Origin of the sequence: Rhodococcus sp. KBS0724, assembly GCF_005938745.2 — a bacterium.
GTDB lineage: Bacteria > Actinomycetota > Actinomycetes > Mycobacteriales > Mycobacteriaceae > Rhodococcus_F.
The window spans coordinates 3256801-3272879 of sequence record NZ_VCBX02000001.1 but is presented as its reverse complement, the minus strand read 5'-3'; the positions used below and the strand labels follow the sequence as shown (position 1 = coordinate 3272879).

The following is a 16079-nucleotide window of genomic DNA, read 5'->3' as shown; positions in this document are numbered from 1 at the left end:
AGGCATCACATGGAGCACGGCTACGGGTTCTATCTGGACGAATACCAGCGCGACGTCGGAGCGCACGTTCACCCCTCGATCACGTGTCCCGAGTCCGGGGGTTACCTGTCCGCACATCTGCCGGTCTTCGATCTCGCTGCCGGTTCGGTGGCTGCATTCGCGTCGGCGATAGAGCGCTCGCAACTGCTTGATCGCACGCAGTGGCCTCTCGATCCCGAACGCATTGCCGCATCCTTCTCCAGCGACCGACTCCTGCGGATAGGCGGACAACCCGTCGACGCGTTCTCGGCCTACTCGGGTTTCTTTGCCGCCCGCGACGGCTGGGTGCGCACCCACGGCAACTATCCGCACCATCGCGACCGACTGCTGTCGATCCTGGATTTGGGCAACGGTGCCACCAAAGAGGATGTGGTGCACAAGATATCCGAGTTCGATGCCATCGAGATCGAACAGCGTGCCGCTGATGTCGGCGCCATTGCCGTCCGTGTCCGTACCGAGAACGAATGGCGTCTGAGCGAGCAGTACGCCACGGCGCGGTCGGCGCCCCTCGTATCCGTCCGCGTGCGCGAGACCGAAGGAGCACCCACACGTTCGACTCGTTTGCGGGTTCTCGACCTCACCCGCGTTATTGCCGGACCGGTCGCCACACGCGCTTTGGCGCTACTCGGCGCTGATGTTCTGCGTATTGATCCGCCGGGCATGCCGGAAATCGAATGGCAGCACCTCGATACCGGGCAAGGAAAGCGATCGGCACTTCTCGACCTCAGGAGTTCCGAAGGTGCCGCACATTTCCGCGGACTTCTCGACACCGCGGATGTCCTGGTGACCGGGTACCGCCCGGGCGCCCTCGAAGCACTTATCGGGGGAGAACTCCCTGCCCACCTGATTCACGGACGGGTCAGTGCGTGGGGCTGGGACGGCCCCTGGGCAGATCGACGCGGATTCGACTCGATCGTGCAGGCCGCGTCGGGGATCTCGTTCCTCGAAGGTGGCAACAAGCCTGGTGCGCTCCCCGCCCAAGCGCTCGACCACGCAACGGGATACTTCCTGGCTGCCGGCATCGTGGACGCTCTGACCTTGCAGAAGCAGGACGGGCACGGCCGTGACGTCGACGTAGCACTAGCACGAACCGGGGTACGACTCCTCGATGCCCCGGGCCGAACCGTGCATCCTGAGCCTGCCAAGGCACCTGGGCCAGATGTTGTTGTCACACATGGCGAAGTCACCACCGCGCGACCTGCGCTGGCCCAGTTCGACGACTACCCGCGACCAGCGCATTCGTGGGGATCTGATCAGCCGCGCTGGTTCGTCCCTGCTCGGTAAACCACACGAGGACACTTGTGGCCATCGAGAGAGATGGACAGAAATGGCCACCACAGGATCATACCCGCAGGTCAAATGTCCGATATCTTCTAATCCGGTGGTTGCCTTCTGCGGCCACTACGCACTCCTGACGGGCGCGTAAATCCGGAAGGGCAACACCTGTGACTGCACTCGATCGGCCACATCCACCCCGACGTCGAGCCCGGACCGCCGCCGCTTTCTGCGTCGGAGCACTGGCCACAACCATGATCTTCGGTGGCGCAGTTGGTACCGCGGCCGCGGACACCGTCGTCGAAACTATCGCTGTCGACAACTATCCCTCTGCTTTGGCGATCACCCCCGACGGTGCCCACGCCTACGTCGTCAACATCACCGGCGACACGGTATCGGCAATCGACATCGATCCGGAATCCCCCACCGTCAACACCGTCACCGCCACCATCCCGGTCGGCGAGAGCCCGACTTGGGTAGCGATCACCCCCGATGGCAGTCGCGCCTACGTCACCAACCAGTGGGGCCACTCGGTGTCGGTAATCGACACCGACCCCACATCCCCCACCCTCAACACCTTCACCACCACCATTCCAGTGATCGACAATCCGCTGGGTATCGCGGTCGCACCCGACGGTAGACACGCCTACGTCGCCAACTACAAAGTCAACTGGGGGGGCAACACGGTATCGGCAATCGACATCGACCCCACATCCCCCACCCTCAACACCGTCACCACCATCCCCGTCGGCTGGGGTCCGAGCATGGTTGCAGTCACCCCTGACAGCTCCCATGTCTACGTCACCAACAACGCAGACCACACGGTGTCGGTAATCGATGCCGATCCCACATCCCCCACCGTCAACACCGTCACAAGCACCATCTCGGTCGGCGGGAATCCAGGCATGGTCGCTCTCACCCCCGACGGCAGTCGCGGCTACATCGCCGACTATGACAGCGGCACGGTATCGATCATCGATACCGATCCCACATCCCCCACCGTCAACACCGTCACAAGCACCATCCCGGTCGGCGGGAATCCAGGCATGGTCGCTCTCACCCCCGACGGCAGTCGCGCCTACGTCGCGAACCAGGCAACAGTATCGATCATCGATACCGATCCCACATCCCCCACCGTCAACACCGTCACAAGCACCATCCCAGTCGGCGCGAGTCCGCACGCGGTCGCCATTACCCCCGACGGCAGCCACGCCTACGTCACCAACACATGGGACCGCTCGGTGTCGGTGATCAGGATCGAACAGGCAGCCACTGTCACGGGGAACCCGCCCGCCGGCGTCCTGGGCCAGCCCTACGGCACTTACGCCTTCACCGTCGCCGGGCGACCCGGCCCGGTGACAGTCACCACCACCGGCACTTTGCCGGACGGACTCACACTCACCGATTCCGGTGTCCTGTCCGGAATCCCCACCAAGGCAGGATCATTCACCTTCACGGTGACAGCCTCCAACAGCGTCGGCGATTCAGATCCGTTGTCAGTCACTGTCGAAGTCACCGATACCACCCCGCCAACTTCGACCGGGTCTCTTTCGGTCCTCGGCCCGATTTTCGGGTCATGACCGCGACGGCATAACTCCGCACTCGAGGTGCTTCCTACGAGCGACGCCCGACCAGGCGTCGCTCGTAGCGAAGAATTTGCTTCCAGACAAACGTGGACGGGTCCGACGCACCACTGACCAACTCAGCGGGGGAAACTCGAGACTGCAAGGCAAGATGGACATGTGAAGTCGCATACCTACACCCTGGATCTGCAGTGGACTGGCGATCTGGGAACCGGAACCTCCAGCTCACAAGCGTATTCGCGTGACCATTCCGTTTCGGCTGCAGGCAAGCCCGAACTCCTCGGGAGTTCCGACCCCGCTTTTCGCGGCGACCCGGAGCGGTGGAATCCCGAAGAAATGCTGGTCGCGTCGCTCGCACAGTGCCACATGCTTTGGTACCTCGGACTGGCCGCCGCTGCCGACGTCGTAGTGCTCGATTACACGGATCAGCCGGTCGGGACGATGATCGAGGAAGCGGACGGTGATGGCCAGTTCATCGAAGTAACTTTGCACCCAACGGTTTTGGTGTCCGACGCGTCGATGGTCGACAAGGCGGAGGCTCTGCACGGTCCCGCTCATGCCAAATGCTTCATTGCGCGATCCGTGAACTTCCCCGTCCTGAACTCGCCCACCACGGTGGCGGCAACGGATGAGTAACCGTCACAAGCTGATTGTCGACGTCGATACGGGCATCGACGACTCGTTGGCTCTGCTGTATCTGCTGGCCAGCCCTGAAGCCGAGATCCTCGGGATCGCGAGCACCGCGGGAAATGTTCCCGTAGAACAGGTCGCGGCCAACAATCTCAACTGGCTGGCACTGTGCGGATCCCCGGATATCGAGGTTGCCCTGGGCGCCACCGTGCCCCTGGTGATCCCGCTGCGGACCACCGAGGAAACCCACGGACCACAAGGCATAGGTCACGCGGTACTCCCCGATTCCGGGCGAGAGTTGTCGGTACGCACCGCCACCGAACTGTGGGTGGACCTGGTTCGCGAATACCCCGGTCAGATCACGGGGCTGGTGACCGGTCCGCTGACGAATCTGGCGCTCGCGATCCGGATCGAGCCAGACCTTCCACGTCTGCTGAATCGACTGGTCGTCATGGGTGGTTCGTTCAACTACCCCGGAAACACGACACCCACCGCCGAATGGAACGTCTCCGTCGACCCTCACGCCGCCAAGGAAGTGTTCGACGCATTTTCTGTTGTCCCCGCGCACCGTCGCCCGATCATTTGTGGCCTCAACGTCACCGAGTCGATCGAGATGTTCCCGGAACACGTCCGCCGGCTTGCCGAAGCGGCAGGGAGCACCCCGGACGAGATCATTTCCCCCGACGACGGACCCGACGTTCGTAGTTCGGCGTCGAACAGCGTCATCCGGCATCTGTCCGACGCGATCCGGTTCTACATGGAGTTCCACCGGGAGTACGACCAGGGGTTCCTCGCCCACATGCACGACCCGTTTGCTGCCGCGATCGCATTGGACCCGGCGCTGGGCACACTGAGGCCGGCAACCGTGGACGTCGAAACCGAGAGCCCACTTCTGATCGGAACTACCGTCGCCGACTGGGTCGGGCACTGGAAACGTGATCCCAATGCGGACATCGTGGTGAGCACCGATCCGGTGAAGTTCTTCGACGAACTTGTCCAACGGGTGGGACGGTTCGCTCGCGCAGTGGGTTGAATTTCGCTGTCAATGGTTATGCTCGCAAGGAACAGAACCCACAAACGAGATAAAAGGACCCCAACGTGCAGAATTCCAGCTCCGATGCCTCGCCGGCATTCGCGCTCGGATTGATGGCGTTCTGGCCCACTCGTCGTAGCGCATGCTTCGATCAGGCGTGTTGCTGAGCGGCGATTTCTCGCTGCCTGCACCCCTGACTTTGTCGCTTCTTCGCTCGGAGTCTGTCTTCTCATGTTCAACCTGCTGTTGTTCACACTTGTCGGTGTCGGCGCTCAACTTGTCGACGGCGCGCTCGGAATGGCGTTCGGTGTCACCGCAACCACGCTGCTGATGATCGGCGGGCTCGGACCCGCGCAGGCCAGTGCCGCCGTGCACCTGGCCGAAGTCGGAACCACCTTGGCGTCAGGTCTGTCGCACTGGAAGTTCCAGAACATCGACTGGAAGTTGGTCGCAAAACTCGGCGTTCCCGGTGCGATAGGGGCATTCATCGGCGCGACGGTGCTGTCCGGCCTGTCCACCGAGGCAGCGGTCCCGATTACAGCGACCATCCTCATCGCGATCGGCGTGTATGTCGCACTACGCTTCTCAGTCCGACCTCCAGCCACCGCGCATGCCCGCAGCACACCGCACACCGCTCGGTTCCTCTCGCCTCTCGGTCTGTTCGGCGGATTCATCGATGCCTCCGGCGGCGGCGGTTGGGGTCCCATCACTACCAGCACTTTGCTCTCGCGTGGCAAAACAGCTCCGCGCACGGTGATCGGGTCGGTCAGTGCGTCCGAGTTCCTGGTCGCATCGGCAGCGTCGTTGGGCTTTCTCGTCGGGCTGGGGCGCGAATCAGCCGGAAATCTACTGGTTGTCGCCGGTCTGGCGCTCGGCGGAATCATCGCGGCTCCAGCCGCTGCCTGGCTGGTCAGTCGAGTACCGGCCACCTTGCTCGGCACGGCTGTCGGCGGTGTGATCGTGCTGACCAACACTCAGAAACTGTTCAAGTCATTCGACATCACCGGAGCTGTCACGGTGCTCGGATATGTCGCAATCGTGGGAGCCTGGGCCGCATTGCTGGTTTATGCGTGGCAGCGATCCAGACTCACGGCCGCCGAAGCGCAAGGCGAGTTCGCCGGTATCGAACTGGCCGTCGAGAAAGAAATCACGGAGCCGACCGTCGCGCCCGAGAAACGATAAGTTATCAAGTGGGCTCGGCGAGTGAAGTCGAGGATGAAAATTCCAGGACCGGTTAAGATCCTTCAGTAAACGGTAGTAAACGACAAACCGTTCGCATGGCGCGAAAGCTGCCGGTAGAAGGAGTCCGCTCTGGTGATCGGTAAGGACCGCCACAATTGGTCGTCAATTCCCGACCGGCGTGCCCACCCCGAGTCTATTTCGCACCGTGCGCAATTCACGAAACTCGACAACCATGCTGCGCTGACCATTATCCGCGCGCCGATCGGCTACGGAAAATCAACACTCGTCGCCTCGTGGTTGCGCACGATTCATGCGTCCGGGCGCATTTCCGTCGTGGTCCCCGAGCCTGCTCCCTCCATGACGTCCGGTGAGTACTGGGCGCACGTGCTGCAACAGTTCCTCAGCACCGCAATAGCGTTTCCGAATACCGTGATCGATCCGGCGCAAGATCCATTCACTGCGATAGTTCGCATATTCCGCGACAATTCGCTCCCGGTCATTCTGGTATTGATCAGGCCGGACAAGGTGGACGGCAGATTGGACGAAAGCCTCGCCGAACTCGTCAGGTATTGCCGATGCGTCAATCTCGTTGTGACGTTGACGGGTCGTACTATGTTTCCCGAACCACATTTACTCGATATCGATCAGGAATCAATCAGCGCACACGACCTCCTGTACACCATGGCGGACACGACCAGCGTGCTCGAAGATTCCGGTGCACATCTGGTTCCCGGCGACATCGAAACTATTTACTCGATGACCGGCGGGTTACCGGTCCTGGTACGCCGCTCGATATCAGTCCTCAAAAACCTTCCGACGGAGAGCGGACGCGAACATCTTCTCGGGCATAACCTACGACGAGTAATCCAGCACTACACCCAGGAATGTATTGCGGCCGAGGCGCACGTGGTTGGACAATACGATCTCGTCGTCGCTACGGCGCCGGCCCGTGAACTGACCGTTGATACGGTCACATACTTGTTGGAATCCGACGAATCCCCTCAGCAGATTCGGGATCGACTCATCGCGCTCGAAGCTGCCGGGGTTATCTCGTATGTCGACACCGGGGTGGTGGAAACCTGGAGATTGGCACCGGCGATCCGGCAATCCATCCTGACGTCCCATCCAGTCGGGGGAAGTGATCCGGCCGGCCGTTTGTCCTCCCTGTCGCGCGCACAACTCGATGCCGGAGCCCACGCATCGGCACTCGACTATGCAATCGAGGCACAGGACTGGGCACTGGCAGTCGACATTCTCGACAAGCACTGGGCAACTATGATCGCGGATAATCTCGAGTTGGTGCGCTCGGCCTTTCAACAGATTCCGCCCGAGTCCACCGCCAAACACTCGAGTTTCCGGGCCGCCCGAAACCTGTACCTGCAACATCCCGACGAGCAGGTGACTTTTGGGTCCGCACTACCTGAATCGGCCGAAGGGCTACGTGAACTCGGAGCGAGCGCCGAGGCCGTGTCAGCTCTGACCATCGGTTGCATTCAGGCCCTGATGCTCATCCATGCCGGAGAATACAAACGCGCAGTCGACATCACTGTGCGTCTGATCGAACTGAGCCGCATCATCGAGGAATCCGATCGGCACGACATCAGCGCCCAGCTTTCCACCATGCGAGCGCAATGGGCGATCACCTTCCAGTTGAACGGCCGGCTTGTCGAGTCGACAAGCTTGGCTCGAATGGCTTACTGGGGTGCGAGTTCACAGAAAATCGGCTACATCGCGCGAAGCGCCGCCGGTACCGCGGCGTTGAACTGGGCGATGGTCGGCGAACTACACCGGGCACGACAATGGTCGGATCTCGAAGAACAACATCGGAACATCGAGATCACGATGCAGTCCCAGGTCAAGGTAGCGGGATTGACGGCATGTGCCCTGACATCACTCGATTCGCTCGATTTCGCGGGTGCCGAACGGGCGCTGACCGAACTCGGACTCCCTACCGAGAACGACGCACTCTATGCGGACGAATTCTGGGCGTTCACCGTCTACGCGCGGAGCCAATTCGCCCTCAGCAACAATGACGCGTTCTCGGCGTTGTCCTTGCTACGTCGAACAGTCGCCGCCCACCCCAGCCAGTGCAATCCGACGTCCATGGCGGGGCCGTTGATGCGCTCTACCGAGATCGATCTACTCCTGGCCCTCGGTGAAGGAAACAAGGCAGCAGCACTGGCAGAGGGCATCGTCGATGCTGGAACCAACCCGTGGACGCTGGTGTCGGTCGCACGCGTCCGACAACGTATGGGCCAGAACAAGTCCGCGATCACCCTATGCCATCAGTACCAGTGGAAGGGCGAGCCCTATCCGCGCGCGCAGATGGAATCCCTTCTGGTTCAGGCAGTTGCACATTCGGAACTCGGTGAGCATCATCATGCGATCACTGCGTGGTCGAAGGCGTGTGCTATCGCAGACCAGACCGGATTACTGCGCCCTTTCTCGACCATCGCCGCGGAAGACATCGCCGCGCTGGAAGCGGCAGCCTCCACTCGGTCCAGTGCGCTCTCGGAGTTCATGAAAGCCGTTACTCCAGAATCATTTCCGAAATCCGTGCACATTGTGACCCTGACGGGTGGGGAACAACGGGTCCTCGCACTACTTGTCCTCGGAATGACCTCAGTGTCGATGGCGAGGGAACTTCATCTCTCCACCAACACAATCAAGTCTCAATTGCGTTCCCTGTACAAGAAACTCGGCGCACACAATCGCGACGAGGCAATAGCACAAGCACATGCACTGCAGTTGATCTGAACGGCCGAAGCCGAAAAAGCACGGCCGCTGCACCTCCTCGATATGGAGAGTCGCAACGACCGTGCCTATCCGAACCCTGTGGTGCTACTTGTCGCTTCCGTCGAATGCGTCCAGAATCCGCTGAGCAGCCAACGCCGCCGTCAACGAACCTTCGCGCACGCTCTGCTCGACATCCGTGCGGATCGCCCGAACGCGATCATTGCTCGAAAGTCGGCGCAGCAGTTGGTCGTTCACCATCGTCCAGGTCCAGTCGACCTGCTGCTGTCGACGCTTCTCCTCGAACTGCCCGGCCTCGGTGAGCACCTCCCGATGCTTGGTGACAGTTCCCCAGAACTCGTCCAGACCGACTCCCTCGAGGCCGCTCATCGTGATGACAGGCGGCTTCCAGATGGCGTCGTGCGAGTAGATCAGACGAAGCGCTCCGGCCAATTCGCGGGCAGCGCCCTTCGCTTCGCGCTCGTGCTTGCCGTCGGCCTTGTTGACCGCGACAAGATCTGCGAGCTCGAGGACACCCTTCTTGATGCCCTGGAGCTGATCTCCGGTGCGGGCGAGCGTCAAGAAGGTGAAGCAGTCCACCATGTTCGCGACGGTGACCTCGGACTGCCCGACACCGACAGTCTCCACCAGAATGACGTCGAAACCGGCCGCTTCGAGAAGCACGATCGTTTCGCGGGTCGCCTTGGCTACACCACCGAGCGTGCCGGACGTCGGTGACGGACGAATGTAGGCGTTCGGTTCGACGGTGAGCCGAGCCATGCGCGTCTTGTCACCGAGAATCGAACCGCCGGTGCGGGTGGACGACGGATCGACCGCCAACACCGCAACCCGATGTCCCTTGCCCAGCAAGTACATTCCGAGCGCGTCGATGAACGTCGACTTGCCGACGCCGGGAACGCCGGTGATGCCGATTCGGTGTGCTCCCCCGGCCTCGGGCAGCAACTTCAGCAGAAGTTGCTGCGCGAGCGCCCGGTGATCGTCGCGAGTGGACTCGACGAGGGTGATCGCCCGTGCGAGGCCGGCGCGCTGATTGTTGCGCACCGCCTCGGCGAGGGAATCAACAGATGGCCTAGCCGTCGGCGTCGGCATGTCGAGAGACGGACGTGCCATCTTCAGTGAATCCCTTCTCAGCTCTGATCGTGGCCCAATTGGACGGCCAGCTTCTCCAGCAATCCGCTGGCAGCGTCGGCGATGACGGTGCCGGGCGGGAAGATGGCAGCAGCGCCGGCTTCGTAGAGTTCGTCGAAGTCACCGGGCGGGATGACGCCGCCGACGACGATCATGATGTCGGGTCGACCGGCCGCAGCCAGAGCTTCCCGCAATGCCGGCACCAAGGTGAGGTGTCCGGCTGCCAACGACGACACACCGACTACGTGGACGTCGTTGTCGGCCGCCTGGTTGGCGACCTCTTCGGGGGTCTGGAACAGCGGTCCCACGTCAACGTCGAATCCGATGTCCGCGAAGGCCGTGGAAATGACCTTCTGGCCACGGTCGTGGCCGTCCTGGCCCATCTTCGCAACGAGGATGCGGGGACGACGTCCCTCGTTCTCGGCGAACTTCTCGACCAGTTCCATTGCTTTGCTGATGTTGCTCACCGATCCTGCCTCGTCGCGGTACACACCACTGATGGTGCGGATCTCGGCCTGGTGGCGTCCGTACACCTTTTCGAGGGCGTCGGAAATCTCGCCGACGGTAGCCATCGCGCGGGCGGCGACGACAGCGAGGGCGAGGAGGTTGTTCTCCATGCCGCCTTCGGTGGATGCGGCAGCGCGAGTGAGGTTCGCCAGTGCGGCCTCGACGGCTTCCGGATCACGTTCCGCGCGAAGACGAACCAGCTTCTCGAGCTGTTCCTTGCGCACCTTGGAGTTCTCGACCTTGAGAACTTCGATGGTGTCGACCTCGTCGGGAACGTACTTGTTGACGCCGACGAGCGGCTGCCGACCGGAGTCGATGCGTGCCTGGGTGCGGGCGGCAGCTTCCTCGATGCGCAGCTTCGGGATGCCTTCGTTGATGGCCTGAGCCATTCCGCCGGCTTCCTCGACCTCTTCGATGTGCTTGCGTGCCCGGTTGGCGAGCTCGTTGGTGAGCCACTCGACGTAGTACGAGCCACCCCACGGGTCGATGGGACGCACGGTGCCGGATTCCTGCTGCAGCAGCAACTGGGTGTTACGGGCGATGCGGGCGGAGAAGTCCGTCGGCAATGCGATCGCTTCGTCGAGTGCGTTGGTGTGCAAGGACTGAGTGTGGCCCTGGGTGGCAGCCATGGCTTCGACGCAGGTACGCGGAACGTTGTTGAAGACGTCCTGCGCGGTCAGGGACCAGCCGGAGGTCTGCGAGTGGGTACGCAGCGAGAGCGACTTCGCGCTCTTGGGATCGAACTTGGCAACCAGCTCGGCCCAGAGCAAACGCCCCGCCCGCAGCTTGGCGACCTCCATGAAGAAGTTCATGCCGATCGCCCAGAAGAAGGACAGACGCGGTGCGAACTTGTCGATGTCCATGCCGGCGTCGAGGCCGGCGCGGATGTACTCGACGCCGTCCGCGAGGGTGTACGCCAGTTCCAGATCGGCCGTCGCTCCGGCTTCCTGGATGTGGTAACCCGAGATGGAGATGGAGTTGTACTTCGGCATTTCCGCGCTGGAGTACGCGAAGATGTCCGAGATGATCCGCATCGAGGGCTTGGGCGGATAGATGTAGGTGTTACGAACCATGAACTCTTTGAGGATGTCGTTCTGGATCGTTCCGGCCAGCTTGTCCGGGGTGACACCCTGCTCTCCGGCCGCAGCGACGTACAGCGCGAGGATCGGCAGCACAGCGCCGTTCATCGTCATCGAGACCGACACCTGCGAGAGGTCGATTCCGTCGAAGAGCTGACGCATATCGAGGATGGAATCGATTGCGACACCGGCCATTCCGACGTCACCGGCAACGCGCGGGTGGTCGGAGTCGTAGCCGCGGTGCGTGGCGAGGTCGAAAGCGACCGACAGGCCCTTCTGACCGGCCGCGAGGTTACGGCGGTAGAACGCGTTCGACTCGGCGGCGGTGGAGAAGCCGGCGTACTGACGAATGGTCCACGGCTGGTTCACGTACATGGTCGGGTACGGACCACGCAGGAACGGGGCTGCGCCCGGGAAGCTGTCGAGCGGGTAACCCGACTCGGCTGCGGCCGTGCGGTCTGCGCCGGTGAACACCGGCTTGACGTCGATGCCTTCCGGTGTGGACCAGACAACCTGCTCGGCGGCGTAGTTGTTGGCGTTGGCACCCTCTTCGATGAGCGCCTGGGCCTGCTCGACCGACGGCGGTGTGGGTGCCGGAGACTGCGGGTCCTCGAGTGGGACCTCGGCGAAACTGCCGATCACGTGCTTGACCTCTCGTGTCGTCACTTGGAGCTTCCCGTCTCGATGAAGTCGAGCAGTTCGGTCAGAGCCGACACTGCGTCGATGCGGGCTGTGAGGAATCCGTCCGGACGAGAATCGCCCGCGGCATCACCGACGGCCTTTTCCGGTCCGGCAAGCAGCACCTTGGTGATACCGGCGGCGCGGAGCTCGGCGACGGCTGCTGCTGCGCTCTCGCCGTAGCGCTTGTCGGTGCCACACAGCACGGCGACGGTGGCGCCGGAAGCCTTGACGGCTGCGGAGATGGCTTCTGCGCCCACCTCGAGCGGGCCGGGGTTGACTGCGTCGATACCACCCGAAGCGAGCAGGTTGGACGCAAACGTGGTGCGCACGTTGTGTTCTGCAACCGAGCCCAGCGGCGCGAGAAGCGCGGTGGGGCGGGCGCCGCCGGCGGCGAGGAACGCGTCCGAGCGGTCACGAAGCGCTTCGAACGCAGCCGCGTAGCGGGCAACGGCCTGGCCGGGCTCGACGGCTGCGGCGGAAAGCGGCGTTTCGCCGAGGTTCGGGAACTCGTTGACACCGGTGACCGTGGTCTTACGGTGTGCAATGTCGGAGTCACGCTTGGCTTTGGTGGTGGCGATGCGATCGGAGACGATTCCCGCCTCGAGCGCGGCCAGATACCCACCGGCAGCTTCGATTTCCTGGAAGAACTCCCACGCGGTTGCGGCGATCTGCTGCGTCAGGTCCTCGACGTACCAGGAGCCTGCCGACGGATCGAGTACGCGGCCCAGGTGCGACTCCTCGAGGAGAAGCAACTGCGTGTTGCGGGCGATGCGTGAGGAGAACGACTTGCTGACACCGAGGGTGCCGTCCGCGAGGGCGACGTCGAACGGGAGAACGGTGACGGCGTCTGCTCCGCCGACACCGGCGCCGAACGCGGCGAGGGTGGTGCGCAGCATGTTCACCCAGGGATCACGCTGAGCCATCATCGCGGCGGACGTGACAGCGTGCTGCGGTGCTCCACCGAAGTCGGATGCTCCGCAGACCTGCGCGATGCGGGCCCACACGAGACGTGCGGCACGGAACTTCGCGATGGTCTGGAACTGATCGTCGGTGGCCGAGTAGCGGAAAGCCAACTGCGACAACGCAGCACCGATGGTCAAGTTGCCGTCTGCGGTGAGGGCCCGAAGGTATTCGAGACCAGCTGCGACTGCTGCGCCGAGCTCCTCGGCGTCACCGGCGCCCGCATTGTGGAATGCCGTGCCGTCGACGGTGATTGCCCGCACTGTTTCGGTGCGAGCGTCAGCGGCAACGGCCAGTTCAACAGCTTCCGCCAGATCGACGTCGACTGCACCGGAGAACGAACTTGTCAGCGGCGCGGCCCCGAGGTTGATGCGGATGCCGGCGCGATCACTGACGCCGTCGCCGGACTCGGCGCGGGCATCGAGAAGTGCGAGGATCGCGCGGGTGGCGGCGCTTGCCTCGGCTCCGGCGTCGAGCGTGAGCGGAGCGAGGTCGAGAAGCACACCCTCGAGTGCTGCGGTCAGTTCGTCGACGGACACTCCGCCGAGTCCGGCCTTGAGCCAGATCGCACTGACACCGTTCTCGAGCGCGTCGAGGATGGTCCGGTTGGTGTCTGCAGCGGAACCGGTTCCGAATTGAGCCGAAACCAACCAGCCTGCATTGACGTCGCGATGGGCGTCGACGCCGCGGACGTACGGGAAGCTGCCGGGCAGCGTCTGCTCGGGGCGTTCGTCGCGAGGGCTGTAAAGCGGTGCGACAGTGACGCCGTCATACGTAACGGTTTCGAGCAGTTTCTGCGGCTCGGGGCCCAGTTCTGCCGCATCGACTCTGCGGGACTTGGCGAGCACTCCGGCGACGGAGCGTTGCCACTCCGCATATGCCTGCTCGACAGCCTCGGCTTCTGAAGCTATTGACACTGTGTCCGCTGCCTCTCGTTGTGCGTAAGCGTTATACCGATTATCGGATCTGTTCATCGAATTGCTCGTTATGGCTGTGATGCTAACCCGCCTCCGAACGTGCTTATCGTGAGGATCACGTCACGTTCGCGGCGAACAGGTCTGATACGGCTGCCCGGCAACCGGCCTACCGGCTGGTACAGCGCGGACGGGGCCCTAGCCCCGAATCCTTACCTATCGATTGTTCAGCGCGTTTACGAGTTACCGGCGAGTTGGTTTCCATCGACGGAACCTTCCACGTCATCCCCACCCGAAGGGTAGTGGTTTTCATCACATCTTGCTGGTAGGGGCACCCGGTTTCCGGACGGCCGGGCCTTGCACGTCGGGTTTCCTCACCCACACCGGTAACCTTGTGCCCTGTGATGGGGCGCCTGCTGGACCGAAGACTGATCGCGATAGTCCTGGTTGTGCTCGTACTCTTCGGAGCGGCACTCCTGGCGCCGCACCCGTCGGTGTCTCAGGTCCGGGAGTGGGCGGATTCCATCGGACCGATGTTCCCTCTTGTGTTCTTTCTCGTTCATTCGCTGGTCACCGTCGCGCCGTTTCCTCGGACGGTCTTCACCCTCAGTGCCGGTGTGCTGTTCGGATCGGCAACGGGCATTGCGCTCACGATCGCGGCAACCACAGTCAGTGCCGTTCTGGCTCTCTATCTTGTCCGTGCCATCGGTCGTGATGTGGTGTGGCAACGGATATCGAGTCCGACGATCAGGCGAGTGGACGAGCGGATCGAGAAGCGCGGATGGCTGGCGGTGGGGTCCCTGCGCTTGATCGCGTTCGTTCCGTTCTCGGTGGTGAACTACTGCTGCGGTATTTCGTCGATCCGCCTGGTGCCGTATGTGATCGCCACGGTGGTGGGGATTCTGCCCGGCACGATCGGAATCGTTGTTCTCGGCGACGCCCTGTCCGGCGAAGCCGACCCGCGCCTGCTTGTGCTGTCAGGAATGTGCATCGCCATCGGTATCGTCGGATTGCTGTTCGACGCCCGCAAGACGTCGGTGGAACTGCACGAACCCTCCAGCAGTCAATCTCTTGAGCTTGATATTCAAGAGTCAACTTCTAAGGATTGACATATGAAAGTCAACCTCTTAATGTTGACTGATGTTCGTGCTGACGGTCGACCAACGCAGTAGTCGCCGCGACGTCGACCGTGTCGACAGTGTCCTTCGCGACCTCGCGTCCGCTCCCCTTGTCCGACAGTTCGAGCGGACGGCAGGCGACGAAATTCAAGCAGTCACCGACGATCCGCAACTCCTGGTGCATCTCGTCCTCGAACTACTTCGTCGCGAATACTGGAGTGTCGGAATCGGAATCGGCCCCGTCGAAGAACCGCTCCCCACCCAGACCCGCGCGGGGCGCGGTCCGGCATTCGAGGCGGCACGCCTCGCCGTCGAACGCGCCAAGAAGGCCCCCGCGCGTATCGCCGTCGAGCAGGCCCCTGCCGACGGTGACCTGGCCGAACTCGCCGCGGACGTCGATGGCGCCTTGACAATGTTGGGAACGATCGTCCTCCGCCAAACTCCCGACGGACGCGAGGCCATCGCGTTGATGGACAAGGGCCTCACCCAAGTCGCCGCAGCCCAGCAACTCGGAATCACCAAGCAGGCCATGTCGAAACGCCTGGTCACCGCCGGCTGGCAAGCTGAACTCGCCGGCCGACGGCTCACGGAGCGGCTACTTGTCCGAGCGCAGACCTACACTGCTCGCATCACACACTGACAGGGGCGCACTACATGGTTGTTCTGGCACTGATCGCACTTGCAGTTGCAGCTGCAGCACCGCTCATTGCGGCTGCGTTGCCGAAACTCAGCGGCGGCCATGTCCAGATCCCCGAATGGGTGTCCGCCACCGTAGCTCTACCAGCGCTCGCAATCGCGGCATTGGCCGCCAGTCGAACCACGCCGGTAACAGGATTTGCTCTGGGCTCAACACTTGTCCTGTGTGTCCTGGCCGCTGCCACTGCGGGCGCTCCGGTGGTTCTTGCGACGTTCAAAGTCGCACGGCGCCAACCCGACGGCAGCCCTGCACCCAATGCGGGGCCGTTGCGCGGCGGCCGCGTCATCGGAATCCTCGAGCGCATCGCCGTGGCAGTCTCGATCTTGGCCGGTTGGCCGGAGGGAATCGCAATCGTTCTTGCGGTCAAGGGGTTGGCCCGGTACCCCGAACTGCGCGAACCCCATGCTTCGGAGCAGTTCATCATCGGAACTTTCGCCAGCGTCCTGTGGGCGATTGCCGTGTGCGGAATCGGAAAAGCGCTGATCACCTAGTTCCGTGA

The 16079-nt window shown here is 62.6% G+C and carries 12 protein-coding genes; 9 read left to right on the top strand and 3 right to left on the bottom strand.

Going from position 1 to position 16079, the window contains the following annotated elements:
- Positions 1 to 9 precede the first annotated feature (9 nt).
- From FFI94_RS15065 to FFI94_RS15040, 6 genes are all read left to right on the top strand, one after another.
- Positions 10 to 1323 carry a CoA transferase gene (locus FFI94_RS15065; RefSeq protein WP_138868571.1) on the top strand — a complete coding sequence of 438 codons (1314 nt, stop codon included), beginning with the start codon at positions 10 to 12 and terminating at the stop codon, positions 1321 to 1323.
- Between the two features lie 161 nt (positions 1324 to 1484).
- The gene (locus FFI94_RS15060) at positions 1485 to 2894 is read left to right on the top strand and encodes a YncE family protein (protein WP_138868570.1); all 1410 of its coding nucleotides are present in this window, start codon (positions 1485 to 1487) and stop codon (positions 2892 to 2894) included.
- A 162-nt stretch (positions 2895 to 3056) separates the two neighbouring features.
- A complete protein-coding gene (locus tag FFI94_RS15055) occupies positions 3057 to 3533 on the top strand; it encodes an OsmC family protein (RefSeq protein ID WP_138868569.1) in 477 nt (158 codons plus the stop codon).
- Positions 3526 to 4560: a nucleoside hydrolase gene (locus FFI94_RS15050; RefSeq protein ID WP_138868568.1), complete on the top strand. Its 1035-nt coding sequence runs from the start codon at positions 3526 to 3528 to the stop codon at positions 4558 to 4560. Before FFI94_RS15055 ends, FFI94_RS15050 begins: the two co-directional genes overlap by 8 nt.
- 231 nt (positions 4561 to 4791) lie before the next feature.
- The gene (locus tag FFI94_RS15045) at positions 4792 to 5742 is read left to right on the top strand and encodes a sulfite exporter TauE/SafE family protein (protein WP_138868567.1); all 951 of its coding nucleotides are present in this window, start codon (positions 4792 to 4794) and stop codon (positions 5740 to 5742) included.
- 132 nt (positions 5743 to 5874) lie between these two features.
- Entirely contained in the window at positions 5875 to 8499 is a 2625-nt protein-coding gene (locus tag FFI94_RS15040) for a LuxR C-terminal-related transcriptional regulator (protein WP_138868566.1), read from the top strand.
- An 84-nt stretch (positions 8500 to 8583) separates the two neighbouring features.
- On the opposite strand, the gene meaB is transcribed toward FFI94_RS15040, so the two are convergent.
- The 3 genes from meaB to mutA are packed head-to-tail and all read right to left on the bottom strand — an operon-like array spanning position 8584 to position 13768.
- Entirely contained in the window at positions 8584 to 9606 is a 1023-nt protein-coding gene (gene meaB / locus FFI94_RS15035; RefSeq protein WP_260684132.1) for a methylmalonyl Co-A mutase-associated GTPase MeaB, read from the bottom strand.
- 17 nt (positions 9607 to 9623) lie between these two features.
- Positions 9624 to 11876 carry a methylmalonyl-CoA mutase gene (gene scpA, locus FFI94_RS15030; RefSeq protein WP_138868565.1) on the bottom strand — a complete coding sequence of 751 codons (2253 nt, stop codon included), beginning with the start codon at positions 11874 to 11876 and terminating at the stop codon, positions 9624 to 9626.
- Positions 11873 to 13768, bottom strand: coding sequence for a methylmalonyl-CoA mutase small subunit (mutA, locus tag FFI94_RS15025; protein ID WP_138868564.1), 1896 nt, complete (start codon positions 13766 to 13768; stop codon positions 11873 to 11875). Before mutA ends, scpA begins: the two co-directional genes overlap by 4 nt.
- A 401-nt stretch (positions 13769 to 14169) precedes the next feature.
- Between mutA and FFI94_RS15020 the strand changes: the two genes are divergently transcribed.
- The 3 genes from FFI94_RS15020 to FFI94_RS15010 are packed head-to-tail and all read left to right on the top strand — an operon-like array spanning position 14170 to position 16071.
- Positions 14170 to 14874, top strand: a complete 705-nt coding sequence (locus FFI94_RS15020) for a TVP38/TMEM64 family protein (RefSeq protein ID WP_138873200.1) — start codon at positions 14170 to 14172, stop codon at positions 14872 to 14874.
- A 31-nt stretch (positions 14875 to 14905) separates the two neighbouring features.
- Positions 14906 to 15523 (top strand): hypothetical protein, encoded by a 618-nt coding sequence (locus FFI94_RS15015; protein ID WP_138868563.1) that lies wholly within the window; start codon positions 14906 to 14908, stop codon positions 15521 to 15523.
- A 14-nt stretch (positions 15524 to 15537) separates the two neighbouring features.
- Entirely contained in the window at positions 15538 to 16071 is a 534-nt protein-coding gene (locus FFI94_RS15010; protein WP_138868562.1) for a hypothetical protein, read from the top strand.
- The last annotated feature ends 8 nt before the right edge of the window (positions 16072 to 16079 follow it).

Excerpts from the sequence above, each read along its gene's own strand:
- FFI94_RS15020 (WP_138873200.1), top strand. The coding sequence starts at position 14,170 with ATGGGGCGCCTGCTGGACCGAAGACTGATCGCGATAGTCCTGGTTGTG.
- FFI94_RS15010 (WP_138868562.1), top strand. The coding sequence starts at position 15,538 with ATGGTTGTTCTGGCACTGATCGCACTTGCAGTTGCAGCTGCAGCACCG.
- FFI94_RS15045 (WP_138868567.1), top strand. The coding sequence starts at position 4,792 with ATGTTCAACCTGCTGTTGTTCACACTTGTCGGTGTCGGCGCTCAACTT.
- FFI94_RS15050 (WP_138868568.1), top strand. The coding sequence starts at position 3,526 with ATGAGTAACCGTCACAAGCTGATTGTCGACGTCGATACGGGCATCGAC.
- meaB (WP_260684132.1), bottom strand. The coding sequence starts at position 9,606 with ATGGCACGTCCGTCTCTCGACATGCCGACGCCGACGGCTAGGCCATCT.
- FFI94_RS15065 (WP_138868571.1), top strand. The coding sequence starts at position 10 with ATGGAGCACGGCTACGGGTTCTATCTGGACGAATACCAGCGCGACGTC.
- FFI94_RS15015 (WP_138868563.1), top strand. The coding sequence starts at position 14,906 with ATGTTCGTGCTGACGGTCGACCAACGCAGTAGTCGCCGCGACGTCGAC.